The organism is Herbiconiux sp. (assembly GCF_023264895.1).
In the GTDB taxonomy this organism is placed as follows: Bacteria; Actinomycetota; Actinomycetes; order Actinomycetales; family Microbacteriaceae; genus Herbiconiux.
In genome coordinates, this window is sequence record NZ_JAHFUY010000077.1 from 1 (window position 1) to 22,502 (window position 22,502).

Sequence of the window (22,502 nt, forward strand, 5' to 3'; positions counted from 1 at the left end):
TGGCGCAGGTACTCGCTTACTCCCTGGCCGGGGGCCGAGCGCTCCTTGAAGCTCGCGACGTCGTTCTCGCTCGGGAAGGCGAGGGTGAGGACGTCGCCCTCGAGTGCCCGCACCTGCGCGGTGAAGACCACGAGCCATGCGGTCATCTTGACCTTCTGCACGACCTCGAGGATCTCAGGCCAGGCATCCTTCAGCTGCTGCAGCGTCACCTCACCGGCGGCCGCCGCCGCGGGCGCCCCGGCGGGCGCGACCGGCGCAGCGGACGGCGGCACAGCGACCACGTCGGGCGTGGCCACCCCGCCGGATGCCGTCGACGACGCGGCCGACTCCGGCGCCTCGCCGCCACCACCGGCATCCGGATCTGCGGAGGCAGCGGGCGACGATGTGGGAGGTGCCGAGGCGGGAGGCACGGACGAAGCGGGCGAGGAAGAAGGCGCCGTCGTCGCCGCCTCGGCTGCGGGAGCGGTCGCCGGAGCGGTCGCCACCGGAACGGTCGCTGGCCGGGCAGCCGCCGCAGGACTCGCCGAAGGAGCAGGAGCAGGAGCCAGTGCAGCAGCCGGTGTCGGCGCCGCAGACACCGGCGCAGGCCGCCCGTCGTCGACCCCGATGCGGCGCTCGAGGCGCTCCACGCGCGCAAGAGCACCGCGCTGCGTGTCGTCGGAGGCCGGCACGAGTGCCCGCGCCACCATGAGCTCGAGGTGCAGCCGCGGCGAGGTCGCGCCCGTCATCTCGGTGAGCGAGGCGTTGACGATGTCGGCCACGCGCGAGAGCTCCGCGTGCCCGAAGAGGGTCGCCTGACGCCGCATGACCTCGATCTCGTCGGCCGGCACGCCACGGAGCACAGACGACGCCTGCTCGCGCGTGGCGGCGACCACGATGATGTCGCGCAGCCGCTCGAGCAGGTCCTCCACGAACCGTCGCGGATCCTGCCCCGTCTGGATGACCCGATCCACCGCGTCGAACGCCGCCGCACCGTCGTGGGTGCCGAGTGCATCGATCGCCTCGGAGAGCAGGGCGCCGTGCGTGTAGCCGAGCAGCGCCACCGCGCGCTCGTACTCCACGCGGTTGCCCTCGGAGCCCGCGATGAGCTGATCGAGCAGCGAGAGGGTGTCGCGCGCCGATCCGCCGCCCGCCCGCACCACGAGCGGCAGCACGCCCGGAGCCACCTCGACGCCCTCGGAGTCGCAGAGCGACTGCACGTACTCCAGCAGCTGCGCCGGCGGGATGAGCCGGAACGGGTAGTGGTGGGTGCGCGACCGGATGGTGCCGATGACCTTGTCGGGCTCCGTGGTGGCGAAGATGAACTTGATGTGCTCCGGCGGCTCCTCCACGATCTTCAGCAGCGCGTTGAAGCCCTGCGGCGTGACCATGTGCGCCTCGTCGAGGATGAAGATCTTGAACCGGTCGCGCGCCGGCGCGAACACCGCGCGCTCACGCAGGTCGCGCGCGTCGTCGACACCGTTGTGGCTAGCGGCGTCGATCTCGACCACGTCGAGCGAGCCCGGGCCGTCGCGCCCCAGCTCGACGCAGCTCGCGCACACGCCGCACGGGGTGTCGGTGGGGCCCTCGGCGCAGTTGAGGCAGCGGGCCAGGATGCGGGCCGACGTGGTCTTGCCGCACCCTCGGGGGCCGCTGAAGAGGTACGCGTGATTGACGCGGTTGGTGCGGAGCGCCGTCATGAGCGGATCGGTCACCTGCGACTGCCCGATCATCTCGGCGAAGGTCTCTGGCCGGTAGCGGCGATACAGGGCGGTAACCACGCCACCAGACTACCTGCGGGCACTGACAGTCTTGTCGGCCTGGGCCGTCGCTGCGCGATGGTCCAGGCTCCGCGCCGGTCCCCGCCCGGCGCGGAGCGGGCGCGGGGGCCGTCGCTGCGCGGCGGCGCCCGCGCCCGCTCCGCGGGGGCGCTCGGAGAGGGTCAGCGTCACGGTGCGCCGGATGCCGCGCTCAGGTGAGGCGCTCGGTGAGGGTGACCGTCACGGGGTCGCCGATGTCCTTGCCGAGCTTCTTGCGGAGCTTCGCGCTGATCGAGAGCATGTGCCCGCCGGAGCCCGTGGGCATGAACGCGGAGGCGAGCGGCTCGTCGTCGATCGTGCCCGCCACCTTCACCGAGCGGCCCGTGCCGAAGAACTCCGCCGAGCCCGGCATCTCGACGCACGACCACACCTCGCCCTTCACGTCGACACCGATGGGCGCCGTGAAGGTGTGGTCGAGAGGCTGCGGGAAGTCGGGCACGGAAAGCTCCTCCGGTCGGTGTCCCGTCATCCTAGCGAGAGGATGTGAACACCGTCCACATCAGAGGTCGCGGGCGTAGCAGACCGAGAGGTCCGACCCCACGTAGGGCCCGAAGAGCGGGATGCGCGAGTAGCCCTCGCGCTCGTAGAAGCGCATCGCGTCGGGCTGCTCCGTGCCCGTCTCGAGCACGAGCCGGTCGAGGCCCATCCCCCGCGCCTCCTCCTCGATCGCACGGAGCAGGGCGACGGCGACACCGGTGCCGCGCGCCGGAGCGGCCACGAACATCCGCTTGATCTCGGCACCGCCGCCGGCGAGGGGCCGCAGCCCTCCGCAGCCGATCGGCTCGCCGGCGGGCGTGCGCGCCACGAGGAAGACCGGCACGCTGTCGGCCGTCGGCTTCTCGCCGGGCTCGTGGTCGTCGCGGCCGTAGCGCGCGTCGAGCTCGTCGCGCTGGGCCTGACGGAGTGCTGCGGCGTCGGCCGAGTCGAAGGGCTCTCGGGAGATGGTGATCGCGGTGGCGGTCTCGTCGGCGGGCATGCATCCTCTTCTCGTAACGAGCATTACCGTAACGGCTGTTACGCTTGCCGTGCAAGTCAGCGCCCACCCGACCGGACGGAGAACGATGGCCCGCTCGCGCAACCTCGACGACCAGCAGGAGCGGCTCTCCGAGGCCACCTGGTCGGTGCTCACCGAACGCGGGCTGCCTGGACTCACGATCCGCGCCGTCGCCGACCACGCCGGCTGCACGACCGGGCTCGTGATGCACGCCTTCCCCACGAAGCAGGCGCTGCTGCTGCACGCCCGCGACCTCCTTCACGCACGCACCGCCGCGACCGCTGACGCCGCGGAGGCGGAGGGCCGGGAGACCGGCGGCGCCGAGGGCGCCCTGCTCGCGGTGCTCTGGAACTCGCTCGCCCTCGACCGGGTGGGCGAGGACGCGGCCCGGGTCTGGGTGAGCTTCCTCGCGGCCGCCCTCGTGGATCCCACGCTCGCCGACCGCCACCGGGCGCAGAACCGGCGGTTCGTCGAGCGGATCGCACGGCTCGTGCGCGACTGCCGCCCTGAGTGGGACGAGGACCGGGCGCGGGCGGAGGCGCTCGGGCTCGTCTCGCTCTCGGAAGGGCTGGGGTCGCTCGCCTCCGCCGACCCCGAGACGTACACGGTGGCGGTGCAGCGGCACGCGATGGCCGAGGCCGTGCGTCGAGGCGTGGGGGCGGGCAGCGTGGCGGATGCGCCGGCGGAGCTCCCCGGCAAGGGCGCGACCGGCATCAGCACAGGCACAGGCGACGGCGACGGCGCAATCATCCTGCGGTCCTTCCGGGACGCCGACACCGAGCCCGTGGTCGCCCTCTGGATGGAGTGCGGCCTCACCCGCGCCTGGAACGACCCCCGCAAGGACATCGCGCGGAAGCTCGGCGTGCAGCGCGACCTGTTCCTCGTGGTGGAGGCCGACGGACGCGTGGTCGGGACCGCCATGGCGGGCTACGACGGCCACCGCGCCTGGGTGAACTACCTCGCGGTCGCGCCCGCGCTGCAGGGGCGGGGCCTCGGCCGGCGCCTCATGGCCGAGGTCGAGCGGCTGCTGCTCGAGCGCGGGTGCCCGAAGGTGAACCTGCAGATCCGTGAGGGCAACGAGCCTGTGATGGAGTTCTACCGCGCGCTCGGGTACGAGCGGGACGCCGCGGTGAGCTTCGGCAAGCGCCTCATCGCGGATTGAACCGAGTAACGGTGGATCTGAGCGACACCGGCCCCGTATATCCGCTCGGTGTCGCTCAGATCTACTGTTACTCGGTCGACACCGCCGCGAACGACTGCCGCGCGATCTCCAGCTCCTCGTTCGTGGGCACCACGAGCACCTTCACGCGCGACGACTCCGCCGAGATCACCCGCGCGCCCGACCCCGCCGCCTCATTCAGCGACGGATCGACCATGATGCCGAGCTCCGCCAGCCCCGCGAGGGCACCGGCCCGCACGAGCGCGTTGTTCTCCCCCACGCCGGCCGTGAACACGATCGCGTCGACGTGCCCGAGCTGCGCGTAGTAGGCGCCCACGTACGAGCGGATGCGGTGCAGGTACACATCCAGCGCCGCCGAGGCCGCCTCGTCGCCCGAGGAGGCCGCCTGCACGACGTCGCGCATGTCTCCCGTGCCCGAGAGCCCGAGCAGCCCGCTCCGGCGGTTGAGCAGCTCGTCGAGCTCGGCGAAGGTCGCCCCCGTCTTGCGATGCAGGTGGAAGAGCACCCCCGCGTCGATGTCGCCCGACCGCGTGCCCATCACGAGCCCCTCGAGCGGCGTCATGCCCATCGAGGTCTCGACCGAGCGCCCGCCGTCGATCGCGCACGCCGACGCGCCGTTGCCGAGGTGCAGCACGATGAGCTTGAGCGACGAGACCGGGGCGCCGAGGAACTCCGCCGTCGCCCCCGCCACGTACTCGAACGACGTGCCGTGGAACCCGTAGCGCCGCACCCGCTGCTTCTCGGCGAGTGCCGAGTCGACCGCGTAGGTGTAGGCCGCGGGCGGCAGCGTCTGGTGGAACGCGGTGTCGAACACCGCCACCTGCGGCACCCCCGGGAACGCCTTCTGCGCGGCTGAGATGCCCGAGAGGTTGGCGGGGTTGTGCAGGGGTGCGAGCTCGCTGAGATCCTCGATGTTGATCTTCACGAGATCGGTCACGACGGTCGCCTCGTGGAACCGCTTGCCGCCGTGCACCACACGGTGCCCCACGGCCGAGAGCGGATGCGCCGAGAGCGAGGGGCCGTGCTCCTCGAAGGCGTCGAGCATGGCGCGGAAGCCGGCCGTGTGGTCCCGGATCGGCGTCTCCGTCGCCCACGAGCCCTCGGGCGTCGTGTGTCGCGCGGCTCCCGACTCCTCGCCGATGCGTTCGACGAGCCCTGAGGCGAGCACCTCCTCGGACTCCACCTCGATCAGCTGGTACTTGAACGAGGAGGAGCCGCTGTTGACCACCAGGATCGCGCTCACGAGGAGACCTCCGAGGTCGACAGCGCCGCCGGACCAGACAGCGCCGCCGCCTGGATCGCCGTGATGGCGATCGTGTTCACGATGTCCGGCACGAGCGCCCCTCTCGAGAGGTCGTTGATCGGCTTCCGCAGCCCCTGCAGCACGGGCCCGATGGCCACCGCGCCCGCCGAGCGCTGCACCGCCTTGTAGGTGTTGTTGCCGGTGTTGAGGTCGGGGAAGATGAACACCGTCGCCCGCCCCGCCACGGCCGATCCCGGCATCTTCGCCGCCGCGACAGCCGCATCCGCCGCCGCGTCGTACTGGATCGGTCCCTCGACCGGCAGCTCCGGAGCGGCAGCCCGCACGAGCGCCGTGGCCTCCCGCACCTTCTCGACGTCGGCGCCGGAGCCCGAGGCCCCGGTGGAGTAGGAGAGCATGGCCACGCGCGGCTCGATGCCGAACTGCGTGGCCGTGGCCGCCGCCGAGATCGCGATGTCGGCGAGCTGCGGACTCGTGGGGTCGGGCACCACGGCGCAGTCGCCGTAGACGAGCACGCGGTCGGCGAGCGCCATCAGGAAGACGCTCGAGACCACCGACACGTCGGGCTTGGTCTTGATGATCTCGAAGGCCGGCCGGATGGTGTGCGCGGTCGTGTGCGCGGCCCCCGAGACCATGCCGTCGGCGAGGCCGAGCTGCACCATCATGGTGCCGAAGTACGAGACGTCCGAGACCGTGTCGAACGCCATCTCGTAGGTCGTGCCCTTGTGGGCGCGGAGGCGCTGGTACTCCTCGGCGAAGCGCTGGCGGAGCGCCGGGTCGAACGGTGACACGACGGCGGCGGCCTCGATGTCGACCCCCAGGTCGCGAGCGCGGCTGCGCACCGACTCCTCCTCGCCGAGGATCGTGAGGCGGGCCACCCCGCGCTTCAGCACCGTCGCGGCGGCGCGCAGGATGCGGTCGTCGTCCCCCTCGGGCAGCACGATGTGCCGGCCCGCGGCGCGCGCCCGGTCGAGCAGGCCGTACTCGAACATGAGCGGGGTCACGGCGTCGCTCGTGCTCACGTCGAGGAGGGCGAGCAGCTGCCCGCCGTCGACGTACTGCTCGAACAGGCTGAGCGCGTTGTCGTACTTCACCCGCGAGTCGGCGGCGAGCCGGCCGCGCGTGGAGGTGATCCGCACGGCGGTCTCGTAGGTGCCGAGCCCGGTCGAGATGATCGGGATCGACGGATTGAGCCCCTTGATCAGCCGCAGCACGGCCTCGGGCAGCTCGAACCCGCCGTTCAGCACGATGGCGGCGAGCGACGGGAAGGTCCCCGACGCGTTCGCCATGAGCACCGCGAGCAGCACCTCGGCCCGGTCGGCGGGCACGACCACCACGGCGCCCTCGGTGAGCCGGGGCAGCACGTTGCGCATCGACATCGCGGCGACGACCACGCCGAGCGCCTCGCGGGCGAGCAGCCGGCGGTCGCCGAACTCGAGCGTGCCGTCGATCGACTCGAGGATGCCCGAGACGCTCGGCGCCACGAGCACGCGGTCCTCGGGGAGGGCCCAGACCGGGATCCGCGTGGGCTGGGCTCCCGAGGTCGACTCGGCGAGCGAGTCCACGGCCTCGCGGGCCGCACTGCCGATGGCGTCGCGGATCTTCTCGAGGTTCTCCGGATCCGACCGGTTCGCCACGATCCCCACGAGCGACGCGTGCGCGTTCCGCAGCTCCACGAGCGCGATCTCGGTGATCTGCCGCATGTCGCTCGGCGTGCGCGCCTCGGAGTGGCCGAGCAGCTCGTCGTTGCCCTGACCGCGGCGGCCGCCCAGCACGAGCAGCACGGGCGCTCCGAGGTTCGCGGCGATGCGCGCGTTGAAGCTCAGCTCGGTGGGGCTGCCCACGTCGGTGTAGTCGGAACCGAGGATGACCACGGCGTCGCAGCGCTGCTCGACGGCCTTGTAGCGCTCCAGGATGCGCGAGAGCGCGGCATCCGGATCCTCGTGCACGGCGTCGTAGGTCACGCCGATGGCCTGCTCGTAGTCGAGGTCGAGCCCCACGTTCTGCAGCAGCATCTCGAGCACGTAGTCGCGCGCGCTGACCGAGCGGGCGACGGGCCGGAACACGCCCACCCGCTGCACGGAGCGGCGGAGGATGTCGAGCACCCCGAGGGCGATCGTCGACTTGCCCGAGTGGCCCTCGGCGGAGGTGATGTAGATGCTCTTCACGCCGGGCCCGGAGCCCGGGTGGGAGTTCGGACGGGACGGGGAGATGTTCTCAGCAGATGACACGGATTCCTCTTCGGTCGACCGCGTCCAATCCTACGGGCGGGTGATCAGGCCCCGCAGTACTCACTCCCGACTCCCACCGAATCCGACACCGAGATGATCTGGATCTCGCCGGAGCCCATGTCCTCGAACGAGATGTACCGGGAGTCGGCCGCCAGCTGGTAGACGGTGGAACCGCTCATGCCCTGCACGGTCTCGAGCTCCTGGTAGGCCGCCTGGAGCTCCGCGACGGTCGAGCCGAGGCCGATGCCCGCCTCGGTGCGCGGCTGCGCGGCCGGGTCGGCTGCGTCGACCGGGTCGATCGCCAGCATCCGCACGACCACGACGGGCGCGGCCGGATCGGCCTCGTCGATGCCGCTCACGGCGGTGAGGCCGAGTCCGTCGAAGTCGTAGGTGTCGACGCCCGCGCGGCAGGTCTCGGGCGGGTGGGGCAGGTCGGCCTCGATGCCCTCGAGCGTCGAGCCCACCACGAACGGGCCGATCCCGGCGTAGTCGATGACCCAGGTGCCGGGGTCGTCGACCGAGTAGGCGGAGGGATCCGGTGCCGGTTCGGGCTCGGGCGTCTCGGTCGGCGACGACGACGGAGTGGGCGCCGGGGCCGTCACGGTGACCGTCGCGGTGGGCGCCGGATCGCCGCCCGCGCAGCCGGCGGCGGCCAGGACCGTCGCCAGCGCGGCGGCGATCAGGGCGGTGCGAGCGAATGCCTTCATCGAGTCCCCCTCGTGAGCATCACCGTCGACCGACCCCCGGTTAACGTATGAGGACTCCCCGCGCACCCGCCAGAGCCCGGTTACCCTTGCTGCGTTTCCGCCCTGGGGGAGTTGGCCTGGATGGCGCCACACGGGGAGCCGGGAACCAGTGTAGCAAGTCCCGGGGCCGGTGGCGGGCCGTCGCCGGGGGGCGTTGACTGGGGGCATGAAGGTAGCCATCGCCGGCGGGCACGGAAAAATCGCACTCCTCACCACGAAGCTCCTGAGCGCCTCCGGGCACGAGGTCTGGGGCATCGTGCGCAACTCCTCGCACGGGGCCGACATCGCCGTGGCCGGAGGTCACGCGCTCGTGCTCGACCTCGAGAACGCCGACGCGGAGAAGCTCGCCGCCGAGCTCTCCGAGCGCGAGATCGACGCCGTGGTCTTCGCCGCGGGCGCGGGCCCCGGCTCCACCGCGGAGCGGAAGCTCACCGTCGACCGCGACGGCGCCGTGCTGCTCGCCGACGCCGCCGCCCGCGCGGGGGTCTCCCGCTACATCATGATCTCGGCCATGGCGGCCGACGACTTCGACCCCGACAGCGACGACGTCTTCCAGGTCTACCTGCGCGCCAAGAGCGAAGCGGATGCCGCGGTGCGCGAGACCTCGCTCGACTGGACGATCGTGCGGCCCGGCGGGCTCACCGACGATCCGGCCACGGGCACCGTCACCCTCGCGGAGTCGACCGGCCGCGGCGAGATCCCGCGTGCCGACGTGGCGTGGATCATCACGCAGCTGCTGACCTCGGGAGACGCCGTGCGCCGCCAGTTCGAGGCGATCTCGGGCTCGACCCCCATCGCCGAGGCGCTCCGCGACCTGTAGGAGCCCGGAACGCAGCAACCCGGAACGGATGAAGGCCCCTGATCCTCGGATCGGGGGCCTTCATGAGCGGAAGTGACAGGATTCGAACCTGCGAGCGCTTGCACGCTACACGCTTTCCAAGCGTGCTCCTTAGGCCGCTCGGACACACTTCCGAGGAAGATCCTACACGACCGGGACGGGTGCTCTCCTCAGCGCTCGCCCGCCTCGATGGCGGCGACGGCCGCGGGGTCTGCACCCTCGAGGAACTCGCTCAGCCGCACGACCTCGTCGGTCTCGCCGATGGCCTCTGCCGCACGGCGCAGCGTGTAGAGCGCGAGCAGCACCCCACGATTGCCCTCGTGCGAGAACGGCACGGGGCCATGGCCCTTCCAGCCGGCACGCCGCAGTGCGTCGAGCCCGCGGTGGTAGCCCACCCGCGCGTAGGCGTAGGCCTGCACGGGCTCGCGCCTGGACCAGGCCCGATCCGACAGCGTCGCCCAGGCCAGCGACGACGTGGGGTGGTCCTTCACCGTCTGCTCCAGCACCTCGTCGACGTCGAAGCCGACGGCGCGGGTGAGAGCCTCACGCACCTCCGGCTCGTCGGGCAGGAAGGTCGCGGGAGGGCCGAGGAGGTTCTGGTTGCTCATTCCGCCATCGTACCCAGCACCGGGAAGCCCGTGACATCCGGCATGTCCTCGCCGTGCTCCCTCGTGTAGGCGCGGTGGGCGGCCCGCTCGTCGTCCATCCGCTGCGACAGTCCCGCGTAGGCCGTGGTGAGCCGCGGCACCCGGCGGATGACGTCCATCACGAGCCGGAACCGGTCGAGGTCGTTGAGCATGAGCATGTCGAACGGCGTCGTGGTCGTGCCCATCTCCTTGAAGCCGCGCACGTGGATGTTGCCGTGGTTCGCCCGCCGATAGGTGAGGCGGTGGATGAGCGAGGGGTAGCCGTGGAAGGCGAACACCACGGGCCGGTCACGCGTGAAGAGCGCGTCGAACGACGGCTCGTCGAGGCCGTGCGGATGCTCCGTGGCATCCTGCAGGCGCATCAGGTCGACCACGTTGACGAACCGCACGGCGAGATCCGGGATCTCCTCGCGCAGGATCTGCACGGCGGCGATCGCCTCGACGGTCGGCACGTCGCCCGCGCAGGCCACCACGACCTCGGGCTCCTCCCCCGCCCGCTCGGTGCCCGCCCACTCCCACACGCTCGCGCCGCGCGCACCGTGGGTGCGGGCCTCCTCGAGGCTCAGCAGCGCACCGGTGGGGTGCTTGCCCGCCACGATCACGTTCACGAGGTCGCGGGTGCCGAAGCAGTGCTCGGCGGTCACGAGCAGGGAGTTCGCGTCCGGCGGCAGGTAGATGCGCACGATGCTCGCCTGCTTGTTGACGACATGGTCGAGGAATCCGGGATCCTGGTGCGAGAAGCCGTTGTGGTCCTGCCGCCAGACGTGCGACGACAGCAGGTAGGTGAAGGAGGAGACGGGGCGGCGCCAGTCGACCTTCGCGGCCGACTCGAGCCACTTCGCGTACTGGTTGAACATCGAGTCGACCACATGGATGAAGGCCTCGTAGGAGGTGAAGAGCCCGTGCCGGCCGGTGAGCAGGTAGCCCTCGAGCAGGCCCTGCGCGAGGTTCTCGCTCAGCACCTCGATCACCCGCCCCTCGCGGCCGAGGTGCAGGTCGGTGGGGAGCACGTCGCCCTGCCACTGCTTGCCCGTGACCTCGTAGACGTCGCCGAGCCGGTTCGACTCGACCTCGTCGGGGCCGAAGAGCCGGAAGTCGTCGGGGTTCGCGGCCATCAGGTCACGGAGCCAGCGGCCGAGCACCCGGGTGGGCTCCACCTCCTCCGCTCCGCGCCGCTCCCCCACCGCCACCGCGCGGGGCTCGAGCGGCGGCAGGTCGAGGTCCCGGCGGAGCAGTCCGCCGTTGGCATGCGGGTTGTCGCTCATCCGGAGCGTGCCGGCCGGGCGCACCGCGTCGAGCTCGGCGACCGGGCGGCCGTCGGTGTCGAAGAGCTCCTCGGGGCGGTAGCTCCGCAGCCACTCCTCGAGCTGGGCGAGGTGCTCGGGGTTGTCGCGCACGCCCGAGAGCGGAACCTGGTGCGAGCGCCAGGTGTTCTCGACCGGGAGGCCGTCGACCTCCTTGGGCCCCGTCCATCCCTTCGGGGTCTTGAGGATGAGCATCGGCCAGGCCGGGCGGGCGGTCTCGCCGCCCTCCCGAGCGGCGTGCTGGATGGCCTCGATCTCGTCGGTCGCCTCGGCGAGCGCCGCGGCGAAGCGCTCGTGCACGGCCGCCGGATCCTCACCGTCGAAGCCGCCCGAGACGATGCGCGGCGAGTAGCCGTAGCCGGTGAAGAGCGCGAGCAGCTCCTCCTCGGGGATGCGCGCGAGCAGGGTGGGATTGGCGATCTTGTAGCCGTTGAGGTTGAGGATCGGCAGCACGGCGCCGTCGCTCGCCGGGTCGAGGAACTTGTTGAGGTGCCAGCTCGTCGCGAGGGTGGCGGTCTCGGCCTCGCCGTCGCCCACGACGCAGGCGGCCACGAGGGAGGGGTTGTCGAGCACGGCTCCGTAGGCGTGCACGAGCGAGTAGCCGAGCTCCCCGCCCTCGTTGATCGACCCCGGGGTCTCGGGCGCGGCGTGGGAGGGGATGCCGCCCGGGAACGAGAACTGCCGGAACAGCTTCTTCATGCCCCCGCCGTCGCGCGTGATGCGCGGGAAGAGCTCGGAGTAGGTGCCGTCGAGCCAGGCGCTCGCCACCACGCCGGGGCCGCCGTGCCCGGGGCCGGCGATGTAGATCACGTTCGTCTCGCGTTCGACGATGAGCTTGTTGAGGTGCGCCCAGACGAAGTTCAGGGCGGGCGTGGTGCCCCAGTGCCCGAGCAGGCGCGGCTTGATGTCGTCCCGCGTGAGCGGGCGCTCGAGGAGCGGGTCGTCGAGCAGGTAGATCTGGCCGACGGAGAGGTAGTTGGCGGCGCGCCACCAGAGGTCGACGGCGGCGAGGGGGACGGCCGGGCGGGGGCCGGCGGCGGGTGGGACAGGGCTGGTGGCTGTCATGCCGTCAGCCTACGAACGGATGCGCCGCGCGCACAGGGCCCCCGGCACTCTCGTCGCCTGAGCGTGCGCTGGTAGTGGAGGGGAGGATGTCCCCCAGTCGGCCGCCTGCGCCACGCCCTCGCCGCCCGTATCCTCGACACGTGGGAACCCCGATCAGTCGCGCGTCCGTGCTGATCCGACCACGCGTGCAGCTCATCCGGCAGACCCGCCTCGCCGCCGCGGCGCTCATCCTGCCGGTGTTCGCGGCCATGCTGTGGTTCTCGCTGCCGCGCGGCACCTGGCTCCGCGTGGCCATCGCGTTCGCGTTCGTGCTCGCCCTCTACCTGGCCGGGGCGGCGCTCCTGCGTGGCGTGAGCATCCGGTTGGGTCCGGACGGGCTCGTGGAGCGCGGATTCTTCCGCCGGCAGAGCCGCATTCCCGCCAAGCGGATCGCCGCCGCGCTCGTGATCGACGTCTACCGCGGGGTGACCGCCGAGACCGACCGCCAGCTGTTCCTCGTCGACACGACGGGCGAGCTGCTCGTGCGGATGCGCGGGGAGTTCTGGACCAACGAGGCCATCGAGACGGTCGCGGCCGCGTACGACGTGCCCATCCGGCGCGCCGCCGATCCGATCACCGCCGCCCAGCTGCGGCACGACCACGCCGATCTGCTGTTCTGGTTCGAGCGCTGGCCGTGGACCGGGCGGCTCGCTGTCGCGGGAGTGATCGCGCTGCTCGCGCTCATCCTGATCGCCCTCATGTCGCCCGAGGCGCTCGTGCTCACTCCGGCCGCGGAGCGCTGAGGCCGAAGACGACGCCGTCGGCGCTCTGGCTCCGTCGCTCGAAGCCGACCCGGGGGTAGAAGGCGAGGGCGCCGGTGTTGGCGGGGTCGACCACGACCTGCACGCCGGTGCCGGGCGGGAGGGACCGCACGAAGCGCTCGATCAGGCGCCGCCCGAGGCCGCCGCCGCGCGCGCCCTCGCCGAGGTCGATGTGCAGGTGGGCGGGGAAGCCATCGCATTCCGATTCGAGCATATGGGCGGCGTGCTCGTGGCGGGCGGCCTCGTCGAGGGAGGTTCCGCCGGCGGCCTCGGCCCAGTCGCCCTGGGCGAACGCGGTGGCGAAGGCGCGGGTGTCGGCCGTGCCGAGCACGTAGCCGACGACAGCGCTGTCGGCGTCGCCGTCGCTGTGGCTGTCGCTGTCGCTGTGGCGCTCCGCCACGAAGGCGTGCTCGGGATCGAGCAGCAGGTAGGGAGTCGCCCAGCGGTGGGTGAGCTCGCGGGGGTCGGGGTGGAGGTGGGTGGCGTCGCGGCCGGCGTCGCCCGTCTCGAGGCAGATCCGCTCGACGGCCGCGCGGTCGGTGGGGCGGTAAGGGCGGATGGTGAAGGTGGGCGACTGCGGATCGGACGTGGGTGAGTCGGGGCCCGGCGCATCCGGCACGGACGCATCGGGCGCGGGCGCATCCGGAGTAGGCGCAGCCGTCACGAGACCGCGAGCACGACGGGCGGGTGGAGCGCCCAGTCGGCGAGGAGCTCCTCGCGCACCGTCACGCCCGAGCCCGGGCCGGCGGGCACCGCGAGGCGGCCGTCGACGAGCACGAACGACTCCGTGAGGTCCTCGGCGAAGTAGCGGTCGGAGGCGGAGGTGTCGCCCGGCAGCGTGAAGCCCGGCAGAGCGGCGAGGGCCACGTTGGCCGCCCGCCCCACACCCGTCTCGAGCATGCCCCCGCACCACACGGGCACGTCGCGGTCGAGGCAGGCGTCATGGATCCGGATCGCCTCGAGGTAGCCACCAACCCGGCCCGGCTTGATGTTGACGATCGACGTCGCATCCCGCTCGATCGCATCGATCGCGATGTCGACCCCGGTGATCGACTCGTCGAGGCACACGGGGGTGTCGATGGCGCGGGCGAGCCGCACGTGGGTGCGGATGTCCTCCTCCACGAACGGCTGCTCGATCAGCAGGAGGCCGAACGGGTCGAGCTCACGCAGGTGGTCGATGTCGGCCTCGGTGTAGGCGGTGTTCGCGTCGACCTGCAGCAGGGCGTCGGGCCCGAGCAGCTCGCGCACCGCGGCGACGGGCTCGAGATCCCAGCCGGGCTTGATCTTGAGCTTGATGCGCCGGTAGCCCGCGTCGCGGTAGCCCGCGACCTCCTCGAGCAGCTCGCCGATCGAGGGTGCGATGCCCACCGAGACGCCGCAGTCGACCTCGGGCCGCACGGCGCCGAAGAACTCGCCGAAGCTCACCCCGGCCGCCCGCGTCTGCGCGTCGAGCACGGCGGTCTCGAGAGCGGCCTTCGCCATCCGGTGCCCCACCACGAAGCGGAGGAGGCCCGCCACGTCGTCGGCCCTCAGGGTGCGTGCCGCGAGCAGGGCCGGGGCGAGATAGGAGGTGATCACGGCCTCGCAGCCGTCGACGTGCTCGCTCGAGTAGAAGGGATCCGTCATCGCCACGCACTCGCCCCAGCCGTCGCCCTCGGCGGTGCGCACGCGCACGAGCAGCACCTCGCGGGCGGTCTGGCGACCGAAGCTGGTCTCGAACGGCCGCACGAGCGGCATGCCGATCCGGTGCAGTTCGACGGATTCCAGGGTGACGGGGAGCGCGCTCATGGGTCGACGCTACCGGTCAGGCCCTCCGGATTCGAGAGCGGGGTCGGGCCGGGGCTTCCAGACGGGCGGATGCGGCAGGCCGCGTTCTCGATAGAGCCGTGCGGCGAAGGGGGCCCACAGCAGCACGGCGACACCGGCGCCGAGCAGCAGCCCGCCGATGGTGTCGCTCAGCCAGTGGGCGCCGAGGTAGGTGCGGCTCGCCATCATGAGCACGGTGTAGACGGATCCGGCCACCCAGATCCACACGCGCACGAAGATGATGCCGAGGGCCACCGAGAGGGTGGCCGCGTTGGCGGCGTGGCCGGAGGGGAACGAGCCGAAGTCCGAGACCACGAGCATCTCCTCGGGGCGGGCGCGGCCCACCGCCGACTTGAGGATCTGCACGACCGCCGCACTCGCCACGATCGAGGCCAGGAAGTACAGGGCGGCCCAGGGGCGGCGGAACAGCAGGAGCAGGCCGATCACGAGCAGCGGGACGACGAAGACGGCCACGAAGCCGCCACCGAGGTAGTTCATTACAAGGGAGGGGGCCTCCCAGAAGGTGTTGCGGTTCTCGAGCACCTCCTCCATCCACTCCTCGTCGAACGAGAACGGGAGCGAGCCCTGGCCGCGGAGCACCAGCACGAGGGCGAGCAGGCCCACCACGAGGAGGGCGACGGCGCCGGAGACGATCGGCCAGCGGCGGGCCACCTTGTAGGGGGCGGGGGCCTCGACCGGGCCCGCGGCCTCGGGGACCTGGGCCTCGGGGGGATGGGACTGGTCGTCGGAGGGTTCTGAGCTCGGGGGTGAGGACATCTCGTGATGCTATCCCGGTGTGCGGGATCGCGCCCGTGGCTGTGGTCCTCTCAGCCGCCGGCGGTCAGCCGAGGGTCGGGGCGGATGGGACCGACGTCGCGCTCGTGACGATGTCGATCACCGCGACCGAGAGGTTGAACACCATGTGGGTCACGATCGAGGGGCCGAGGCGCCTGGTGAGCACGGCGAGGCAGCCGAGCACGAGTCCGGCGACGAAGAGGGTGATCAGCCGGGAGACGGCGGCGGCGGTCTCGGGCACGCCGTCGAGGTGGAAGATCACGAACAGGAGCGACGAGCCGATGACCGCGACGGTGGCGGCGAGGCGGCGGCGGTCGGGCGCATCCGGATCCGTGCCGAGCACCGCGTGCTGCAGGGAGCGGAGCACGAGCCCGCGGAAGTACAGCTCCTCCACCACGGGCGTCACGATCGACGCGGCGACGATCGCGGTGAGCGCGAACCACAGCGGGTCGGAGCCGACTCCCCCGCCGTACGGCATGCTCGGGGTGCCCGAGACGGCGCGGGTGAGCTCGGCGATGCCGACGGCGGATGCGCGCAGCACGAGCCCGGCGAGCAGTCCGATGGCGAGGTCGATGGGCTGGAACCGCAGGCCGAAGTCGGCGGCGAGGCTGCGGCGGCCCCGCCAGAAGCACGCCACGAGCACCACGGCCACGAGCGGCAGCCATCCCGCCACGATCTGTTCGAGCGCCCAGCGGAGCTGCGGCTGGGTGGCGAGGGCGGGCATCCGCACGAGCGCCTGCACGAGGGCCGACAGCAGCACGAACCCCAGCAGCCCCGCGACCACGTCGACGAGTCCCCACCGCGGCACCCGCCCCGTCTGCACGCTCACCCCACCACGCTAGCGCCTCGCTGGGATCCACCCCGCCGCCCCGTCCCGTCGAGCGCCGCCCGCAGCACGCCACCACCTGCCCTCCCCGGGCACACCTCTCCGCGTGCCGTCGCGCCCCACCGCGCGTAACCCTCGCCGGGTAGCGCCACCCGCGCGAAAACCTCCGCGGTGGGTCGACTGGCGCTACCCGATGCCTCTCACCCCACACCGGGGTAGCGCCAACCGCGCCAAGACCTCCGGGGTCGGTCGACTAGCGCTACCCCGCTCGCGGGCGGGTGGGTGGGTGGGTGGGTGGGTGCGGCAGCGCAGCGGCGTCGGGCGGGGGTCGGGTGCTCAGTGGGGGGCGAGGAGGGGGCCCGCCGCGGCGAGGGAGGTGCCGCGTGGGAGGGCGCCGGTGAGGCGGCCCTCGGAGAGCGTGAGGGTGCGGTCGCAGTGCTCGAGGAGGAGAGCGGTGTCGGTGGAGACGAGCACGGCGCCCTTGCCTCCGGCGACCGCTGTGCGGAGGGCGGCGAGGATGCTGTCGCGCTCGGCGGGGGTCGCGCCGTCGAAGGGCTCGAGCAGGAAGAGCACCTGCCGCTCGGAGGCGGGGAACGCCTCGAGCAGCCCCAGCACGCGAGCACCCTGGTCGCCCTCCCTGCTGAGCGAGCGCACGGCGCCGAGGAGCTTCGCGCCCGTGCCGCGCTCGGCGTCGGAGGGCACCTCGGAGGCGTCGCTCAGCAGCCCGAACGACGCGAGCCCGCGCACCCTCGACTGCGACACCGGCACGGCGAAGCCGCCGAGCAGCTGCATGCGGTAGCGCTGGTGGGGCGTGCCGGCGAAGAAGAGGCCGGCGGCGATGGCGTGCTCGACGGTGTCGGTCTGCGCAGTGGTGCCGCGCACGCTCACCTCGCCCGTGGCATCCGTGCCGGCGGAGCGCCCGTAGATGCTGAGCAGCAGATCCTCGGCACCGGATCGGCGGAGGCCCGCGATGCCCACGATCTCGCCCGCCCCCACCTCGAACGACACGTCGTCGACCACGAGGCGGTCGGGCCGCAGCACGTCGTGCACGCTCCACCCCCGCACCCGCAGCAGCTCGCCGCGCGCGTCGGGGGTGGCTGGAGCGGCTCCGCCGGCTCCGGCGGCTCCGGCGGCTCCGGCGAGAGTGGCGGACGCGGGTGGTGCGTCCTGCGCCATGGACTCATCGACGCTGCGGCCACCGGCATCGTCCGTGCCGCCGAACATGTCGCGCAGGATCGCCTCGCGGAGTGCTTCGACGTCGGTGTCAGTCGCCCCGGCGGGCACGACGTGACGCGCCACTTCCCGGCGGTCGGCGAGCACGGCGACGGAATCGGCGTATGTCAGTGCCTGCCGAGGACGCTGGGTGAGCACGACGACGGCGATCCCACGATCGCGCAGCCGCCCGAGCAGCGCGAGCAGGCGGGCGGCGTCCCCGACGGCGTCGGGCTGCGCCGCGGGGGCGTCGAGCAGGGCGGTGGGCTCGTCGAGCACGATGAGGTCGGCGTCGGCGGTGAGGGCCCTCGCGAGCTCGAGGCGGAGGCACGCGAGCTCGTCGAGCTGGTCGCCGCGGGTCTCGAAGGGGAGGTCGAGGCCGACGTCGGCGAGCACGCGGGCGGCTTCGACGCGCATCCGCTTGGTGTCGATGCCGATCGGGATGGGGCCGAGGCGGCGCAGCGGCACGCGACCGAGGAAGACGTTCTCGATCAGGTCGAACCCGCTCGCCACACCCGACCGTGCCGAGATCACCGCGAGCCGGGCCGACGCCGCGCTCACGGGCGACGTGGCTGCAGCGCCACGGGCCACTGGCGCGGGCTTCCGCGAAGGGGCGTTGGGCTGGCGCTCGACCTGGGCGGTGGCCGACGCGAGCACCGCCCCGAGATCGGTCGCGGAGGCGGAGCAGACGGCGAGGATCGTCCCGGGCTCCACGCGCAGAGCGGCGGTGGAGCCCGAGCCGATCGGGATCTCGAAGGCCGGCCCGGTCACCGCTGGATCGCTCACGCCTCCACGCTAGCGGAGGGCGGGCTGGGCGGCGGCGGCCGGAGCCACGAGGGGACGCGCAGAGAACGTGACTCGCACGAGCGGCGAAGCCGCAGACTCGACGACGGTCTCGGTCACGACGGGCAGCCCCGCCTGACGAGCGGCCTCCTGCCTCCAGGCGAGCGCCGCCACCACGTCGGGGTCGGAGCGCCGGGCGGAGTCGACCTCCACGACCAGGTCGGGCGCGAGGATCGCTCCCGCCTCGGCGAACTCGCGGTGTGCGGAGCGGATGAGTGCCGCTCCCCAGACCTCGGGGTGCGGCACGGTCGCGTCGACCGCGAGGCACCGCAGCTCCACGGGGTGCACGGAGCCGACGGGTCCCCACCACACCCCGCGCGCCACGACGGCGCCATCGAGGAGGGCGAGCCACGACCACTCGCGGCGGTAGGTGCCGGCCGCGAGCCCGCGGCCGTAGGCCTGGGCGTCGACCGACGAGACGGATTCAGGAGGGACGAAACGGAGCAGCGCGCTGTCGAGCGCGCGCGATGACGAGGTGAACACGGTTGATTTCCTTCAAGCAAGAGATGCGAGTGATGAAGGCGCTTCCAGGCGGGCCCGACGAAGAGCGTCAGGGCATCCGCAGCGCGGCGAGCGGGTGGCTAGCCTGCGAAGCGGGAGAACGGGGGAAGCGCGATGTGACCTGAATCAAACATGTGCTCACCTCCTCCTTCTCCGGGCGACCGTGTTGTCGCGGTCTCCGACACTAGCGGCCCGACACGCCCGGGCGCAACCCCTGTCTGGGAAATCGCCTACACCGGATCCCGCGCCCGCTCGCGGGGAGGGTCGGACGCGTCAGCGCCCGCCCGGTTCCGCCGTGCGGCGCGGCAGCGCGAACACGAGCAGGAACGCGACGACCGCGAACGCGACGCTCACGCCCATCGCCGCGGCCGAGCTGGTCACGAAGGCGCTCGCCACGGCATCCGGCGACGACCCGTTCACCACGAGCGTGCCGAAGAGCACGCTGCCGATGACCGCGATGCCCACCGCGCTGCCGATGCGCTGCATGGCGCTGATGACCCCGGATGCCGCACCCGCATCCGGCCGGTCGACCGTCGCCACGATGAACTGCGCGTTCGGAGCGATGAAGAGCCCGTTGCCGAGGCCCGCGATGAACAGCGGGGCGAGGAGCAGCCAGTTGGTGAGGTCGGCCGGGTTCGTGAGCAGGAGCACGAGCCACACCCACGCGAGCCCCACGGCCACGGCGGCCGTGCCGATGATGAGCACGGTGCGGCCGAGGCGCTGCGACAGGCGGTTGCTCTGGCTGGAGCCGATGATCGAGCCGATCGCGAAGGGGATCGAGACGGCGCCAGACTCGAGCGCCGTGTGGCCGAGCCCGGTCTGCCAGAGCAGCGAGATGGTGAAGAAGATGCTCGTGAAGGCCGCGAAGTAGACGAGGGCGAGAACGACTCCGCCCGTGAACGCCGGATGCCGGAAGAGCTTCGGCGGCACGAGGGGCAGACGGCCTCGCTTCGTGTAGGCGACCTCCCAGGCTCCGAACGCCACGAGGAGGAGGATGCCGGCGGCGAGGACGAGGAAGGTCCAGAGCGGCCAGCCCTCGTCCTCGCCCTGGATGAGGGGGACGAGGAGGCCGATGAGGCCGCCCGAGACGAGGAGGAGCCCGACCCAGTCGATGCCGGCCTTGGCGGGCGTGGGGGTCAGGGTGGGTGCGGATGCGGGGGCGGCGGCGTCACCGGCGGCTCCGGCTCCGGCGGCTCCGGCAGTTGCGCCGGCGCCGGATGCGGCGGCTCCGGCAGGCGCACCGGCGGCGGTACCGGCTCGAGCACCGGCACCGGCACCGGCAGGCGCGCTGGCGCCAGCAGGCGCCGCCTCGGCGGCCACCTCGTCCGTCTCGCGTCGGCCGGGGAGCAGGATCGCCGCCGCGATGAGCGTCGCGATGCCGATCGGGAGGTTGACGCCGAAGACGAGCCGCCACCCCTCCTCCGAGCCGAACGCCTGGATGATGAGACCGCCGATGATGGGGCCGAGAGCGGTCGAGACGCCGATCACGGCGCCCATGATTGCGAAGGCCTTGCCGCGCATCCGGGGCGGGAACAGCAGCTGGATGTACGCCGTGACGGCGGGCACGAAGATGCCGCCCGCGAGGCCCTGCACGACGCGCGAGGCGATGAGCTGGAAGTCGTTCTGCGACAGCCCGCACGCGAGGCTCGCGAGGGTGAACAGCGCGATGCCGGTGAAGAAGACCCACTTGTGGCCTATGCGGTCGCCGATCCGGCCGGCGGGGATGAGGGCGAGGCCGAAGGCGAGGGCGTAGCCGGAGATGATCCAGCTGAGGGTGGCCTCGCTCGCGTCGATGCTCGTGCGGATCGAGGGCAGGGCCACATTCACGATGGTGGTGTCCAGGAGGGCGATGCACATGCCCGCCAGCAGGACGATGAGCGCCTGCCAGGCGCGCCTCGATGCAGTCATCCCCTCACTCTGTCACCACTCGGCGGCCGCGGGTGACCGCGGGAGACCGCAAACGGCTGCGTGAGGCCGCGGATGTGGAGTTCGCCAACACTGCGGCACCCCGAGTCGTATTCGGTATCGCTTCGGCTCAGACGTGGCGTTGTCCGCGCGAAGCGGCCGGCGGGGCGCGCCAGGGGACCTCAGCCGCCTGACTTTATGCCGTCATGCGATCTGCGCCGCGTGCGCGCGGGCGAGGGCCGCGCTGGCGGCGACCAGGTGGGGGCGGGGGTCGGCCATGGCGGCGGCAGCGGATCCGGCCAGGTCGGTGAGCGAGACGGCGTCGTCGAACGAGGCGGTCGGCCCCGCGATCGCGCCTGCCACGAGGGCGACGCGCACCGGGGCCGATGCTGGTGCGTGCACAGTGCCGACCGTGGTTGCGCCGGCCGTTGATGCGAAGCCCGCTGATGCGCCGGCGGCGGTGGAGGCGCCGGCGTCCGCGGCAGCCACCCGCGCCAGGTCGCGCACCGTGGTGGGGACCTTGCCCGCTTCGGACTGGTCGTCGAAGCGGCCCTCGCCGGTGATGACGACGTCGGCGCCGACGAGTCGCTGCGGCAGCCTCAGCAGTTCGGCCACGGCGGTGGCACCGGGGGTGAGCCGCGCGCCCCACGCGAGCAGCCCGAAGCCCGTGCCGCCCGCCGCGCCTGCGCCGGGGGTCTCGGGGTCGATGCCCGTGGCATCCGCCAGCACCCGGGCGAACACCGTGAGGTTGGCCTCGGCCTGGGGAGCGAGGCCCTCCTCGATGCCCTTCTGCAGGCCGAAGACCGCGACGGCCCCCCGGCGCCCGAGCAGCGGGTTGTCGACGTCGCTCAGCACCGCGACGCCCCCGGGCGGCAGGGCGCGGAGGGTGGAGAGGTCGGCACGCCCGACGTCGGCGAGGCCTCCGTTGCCCGGTGCTACCGGGCGGCCGTCGTCGCCAGTGAAGCTCGCCCCGAGCACCTCGAGGGCGCCCGCCCCTCCGTCGGTGGAGGAGCTGCCGCCGATGGCGAGCACCACCTCGTCGACCCCGGCGTCGAGGGCCGCACGGATGGCCTGCCCGAACCCGATCGTGTGGGCCTCGAGCGGCCGCAGCCGGTCGAGCAGCGTGATGCCGCTCGTGTTCGCGAGCTCGACCACGGCGGTGCCGCCGAGCCGGTCGGCACCGCCCACCACCGCTCCACCCGCTGTCGCGGTCGGCGGCAGCCACAGCCAGGCCGCCTCGATCACGCGGTCGTCGGGACCGGTGACGGTGACCGGGATGCGCCGCGCATCCGGGCGCGCCAGCTCGAAGGCGTCGAGCGCGCCCTCGCCGCCGTCGGCCATCGGGATGCGGATGACCTCGTCGTCGGGTCGCACCGAGAGCCAGCCCTCGGCCAGCCACTCGGCCGCCTCGACCGCGGTGGCGGTGCCCTTGAACGAGTCCGGCGCGATCACGACACGAGAAGCCACCCGCTCATCCCCTCACGCCGCCCGCCCCTTGTCAACAACCGCGACGCCCCGCATCCGCTCGCGCCGCGAGCACCCCACGCCACCCCACACCCGCACGCAACCCCCACAGCCGCGCGGCGGGATGCCAGAGTGGAGTCATGAACGATGCGACGACGCCCTCCGTTCCCCCGACCGCCACCACCCATGAGGCCGCCCCGGGCGTTTCCACCCCCGCCGCGGCCGCCGCGGCCGCCGCCGTCGCCCGCCGCCCGCGGGCGCACCTCACGTTCGCGCTGCCACAGA

General features: G+C 72.6%; 19 protein-coding genes, 1 tRNA gene and 1 other RNA gene. 3 read left to right on the plus strand and 18 right to left on the minus strand.

Annotated elements, in window-relative coordinates; all coding sequences use genetic code 11:
• From Q0D57_RS14110 to Q0D57_RS14120, 3 genes are all read right to left on the minus strand, one after another.
• On the minus strand, positions 1 to 1,760 hold a 1,760-nt coding region (locus Q0D57_RS14110), incomplete at its 3' end, for a DNA polymerase III subunit gamma and tau (RefSeq protein ID WP_291045147.1).
• A gap of 190 nt (positions 1,761 to 1,950) precedes the next feature.
• A complete protein-coding gene (locus Q0D57_RS14115) occupies positions 1,951 to 2,238 on the minus strand; it encodes a DUF1905 domain-containing protein (RefSeq protein WP_291045149.1) in 288 nt (95 codons plus the stop codon).
• Between the two features lie 60 nt (positions 2,239 to 2,298).
• Positions 2,299 to 2,775, minus strand: a complete 477-nt coding sequence (locus Q0D57_RS14120) for a GNAT family N-acetyltransferase (RefSeq protein ID WP_291045150.1) — start codon at positions 2,773 to 2,775, stop codon at positions 2,299 to 2,301.
• Between the two features lie 85 nt (positions 2,776 to 2,860).
• Between Q0D57_RS14120 and Q0D57_RS14125 the strand changes: the two genes are divergently transcribed.
• Positions 2,861 to 3,955: a GNAT family acetyltransferase gene (locus Q0D57_RS14125; RefSeq protein WP_291045152.1), complete on the plus strand. Its 1,095-nt coding sequence runs from the start codon at positions 2,861 to 2,863 to the stop codon at positions 3,953 to 3,955.
• A gap of 67 nt (positions 3,956 to 4,022) precedes the next feature.
• Here Q0D57_RS14125 and Q0D57_RS14130 read toward each other — a convergent pair whose 3' ends face one another.
• From Q0D57_RS14130 to ffs, 4 genes are all read right to left on the minus strand, one after another.
• Positions 4,023 to 5,216 (minus strand): acetate kinase, encoded by a 1,194-nt coding sequence (locus tag Q0D57_RS14130; protein ID WP_291045154.1) that lies wholly within the window; start codon positions 5,214 to 5,216, stop codon positions 4,023 to 4,025.
• Entirely contained in the window at positions 5,213 to 7,402 is a 2,190-nt protein-coding gene (gene pta / locus Q0D57_RS14135) for a phosphate acetyltransferase (RefSeq protein ID WP_291045182.1), read from the minus strand. Before pta ends, Q0D57_RS14130 begins: the two co-directional genes overlap by 4 nt.
• A 107-nt stretch (positions 7,403 to 7,509) precedes the next feature.
• Entirely contained in the window at positions 7,510 to 8,172 is a 663-nt protein-coding gene (locus Q0D57_RS14140) for a hypothetical protein (protein ID WP_291045156.1), read from the minus strand.
• A 46-nt stretch (positions 8,173 to 8,218) separates the two neighbouring features.
• Positions 8,219 to 8,315: signal recognition particle sRNA small type (gene ffs / locus Q0D57_RS14145), an RNA gene on the minus strand.
• Positions 8,316 to 8,377: 62 nt separating this feature from the next.
• On the opposite strand from ffs, the gene Q0D57_RS14150 reads away from it, so the two are divergent.
• Positions 8,378 to 9,031, plus strand: coding sequence for an SDR family oxidoreductase (locus Q0D57_RS14150; protein ID WP_291045158.1), 654 nt, complete (start codon positions 8,378 to 8,380; stop codon positions 9,029 to 9,031).
• A gap of 67 nt (positions 9,032 to 9,098) precedes the next feature.
• Here the strand turns inward: Q0D57_RS14150 and Q0D57_RS14155 are convergent.
• From Q0D57_RS14155 to Q0D57_RS14165, 3 genes are all read right to left on the minus strand, one after another.
• Positions 9,099 to 9,183 (minus strand) — tRNA-Ser (locus Q0D57_RS14155).
• A gap of 36 nt (positions 9,184 to 9,219) precedes the next feature.
• Entirely contained in the window at positions 9,220 to 9,657 is a 438-nt protein-coding gene (locus Q0D57_RS14160; protein ID WP_291045160.1) for a DUF3151 domain-containing protein, read from the minus strand.
• Positions 9,654 to 12,065 (minus strand): phosphoketolase, encoded by a 2,412-nt coding sequence (locus tag Q0D57_RS14165; RefSeq protein ID WP_291045162.1) that lies wholly within the window; start codon positions 12,063 to 12,065, stop codon positions 9,654 to 9,656. The genes Q0D57_RS14160 and Q0D57_RS14165 overlap by 4 nt, the downstream gene beginning before the upstream one ends.
• A gap of 140 nt (positions 12,066 to 12,205) precedes the next feature.
• Between Q0D57_RS14165 and Q0D57_RS14170 the strand changes: the two genes are divergently transcribed.
• A complete protein-coding gene (locus Q0D57_RS14170) occupies positions 12,206 to 12,847 on the plus strand; it encodes a hypothetical protein (RefSeq protein ID WP_291045163.1) in 642 nt (213 codons plus the stop codon).
• Here Q0D57_RS14170 and Q0D57_RS14175 read toward each other — a convergent pair.
• The 8 genes from Q0D57_RS14175 to Q0D57_RS14210 form a co-directional block, all read right to left on the minus strand.
• Positions 12,825 to 13,529 (minus strand): GNAT family N-acetyltransferase, encoded by a 705-nt coding sequence (locus tag Q0D57_RS14175; RefSeq protein WP_291045165.1) that lies wholly within the window; start codon positions 13,527 to 13,529, stop codon positions 12,825 to 12,827. The genes Q0D57_RS14170 and Q0D57_RS14175 overlap by 23 nt on opposite strands.
• Positions 13,526 to 14,653: an o-succinylbenzoate synthase gene (gene menC / locus Q0D57_RS14180; RefSeq protein ID WP_291045167.1), complete on the minus strand. Its 1,128-nt coding sequence runs from the start codon at positions 14,651 to 14,653 to the stop codon at positions 13,526 to 13,528. Before menC ends, Q0D57_RS14175 begins: the two co-directional genes overlap by 4 nt.
• Before the next feature lie 9 nt (positions 14,654 to 14,662).
• Positions 14,663 to 15,448 (minus strand): phosphatase PAP2 family protein, encoded by a 786-nt coding sequence (locus Q0D57_RS14185; RefSeq protein ID WP_291045169.1) that lies wholly within the window; start codon positions 15,446 to 15,448, stop codon positions 14,663 to 14,665.
• Between the two features lie 64 nt (positions 15,449 to 15,512).
• On the minus strand, positions 15,513 to 16,295 hold the full coding sequence (locus tag Q0D57_RS14190) for a type II CAAX endopeptidase family protein (RefSeq protein WP_291045171.1): 783 nt from the start codon (positions 16,293 to 16,295) through the stop codon (positions 15,513 to 15,515).
• Between the two features lie 333 nt (positions 16,296 to 16,628).
• On the minus strand, positions 16,629 to 18,290 hold the full coding sequence (locus Q0D57_RS14195) for a hypothetical protein (RefSeq protein ID WP_291045173.1): 1,662 nt from the start codon (positions 18,288 to 18,290) through the stop codon (positions 16,629 to 16,631).
• A gap of 9 nt (positions 18,291 to 18,299) precedes the next feature.
• On the minus strand, positions 18,300 to 18,830 hold the full coding sequence (locus tag Q0D57_RS14200; protein WP_291045176.1) for a hypothetical protein: 531 nt from the start codon (positions 18,828 to 18,830) through the stop codon (positions 18,300 to 18,302).
• Positions 18,831 to 19,121: 291 nt separating this feature from the next.
• Entirely contained in the window at positions 19,122 to 20,756 is a 1,635-nt protein-coding gene (locus Q0D57_RS14205; RefSeq protein ID WP_291045178.1) for an MFS transporter, read from the minus strand.
• A gap of 201 nt (positions 20,757 to 20,957) precedes the next feature.
• Positions 20,958 to 22,220 (minus strand): glycerate kinase, encoded by a 1,263-nt coding sequence (locus Q0D57_RS14210; protein ID WP_291045180.1) that lies wholly within the window; start codon positions 22,218 to 22,220, stop codon positions 20,958 to 20,960.
• Between the last annotated feature and the right edge of the window lie 282 nt (positions 22,221 to 22,502).

Coding starts and splice junctions, on each gene's coding strand:
- Q0D57_RS14120 (WP_291045150.1), bottom strand. CDS start 2,775: ATGCCCGCCGACGAGACCGCCACCGCGATCACCATCTCCCGAGAGCCC.
- Q0D57_RS14125 (WP_291045152.1), top strand. CDS start 2,861: ATGGCCCGCTCGCGCAACCTCGACGACCAGCAGGAGCGGCTCTCCGAG.
- Q0D57_RS14140 (WP_291045156.1), bottom strand. CDS start 8,172: ATGAAGGCATTCGCTCGCACCGCCCTGATCGCCGCCGCGCTGGCGACG.
- Q0D57_RS14150 (WP_291045158.1), top strand. CDS start 8,378: ATGAAGGTAGCCATCGCCGGCGGGCACGGAAAAATCGCACTCCTCACC.
- Q0D57_RS14160 (WP_291045160.1), bottom strand. CDS start 9,657: ATGAGCAACCAGAACCTCCTCGGCCCTCCCGCGACCTTCCTGCCCGAC.
- Q0D57_RS14165 (WP_291045162.1), bottom strand. CDS start 12,065: ATGACAGCCACCAGCCCTGTCCCACCCGCCGCCGGCCCCCGCCCGGCC.
- menC (WP_291045167.1), bottom strand. CDS start 14,653: ATGAGCGCGCTCCCCGTCACCCTGGAATCCGTCGAACTGCACCGGATC.
- Q0D57_RS14185 (WP_291045169.1), bottom strand. CDS start 15,448: ATGTCCTCACCCCCGAGCTCAGAACCCTCCGACGACCAGTCCCATCCC.
- Q0D57_RS14205 (WP_291045178.1), bottom strand. CDS start 20,756: ATGACTGCATCGAGGCGCGCCTGGCAGGCGCTCATCGTCCTGCTGGCG.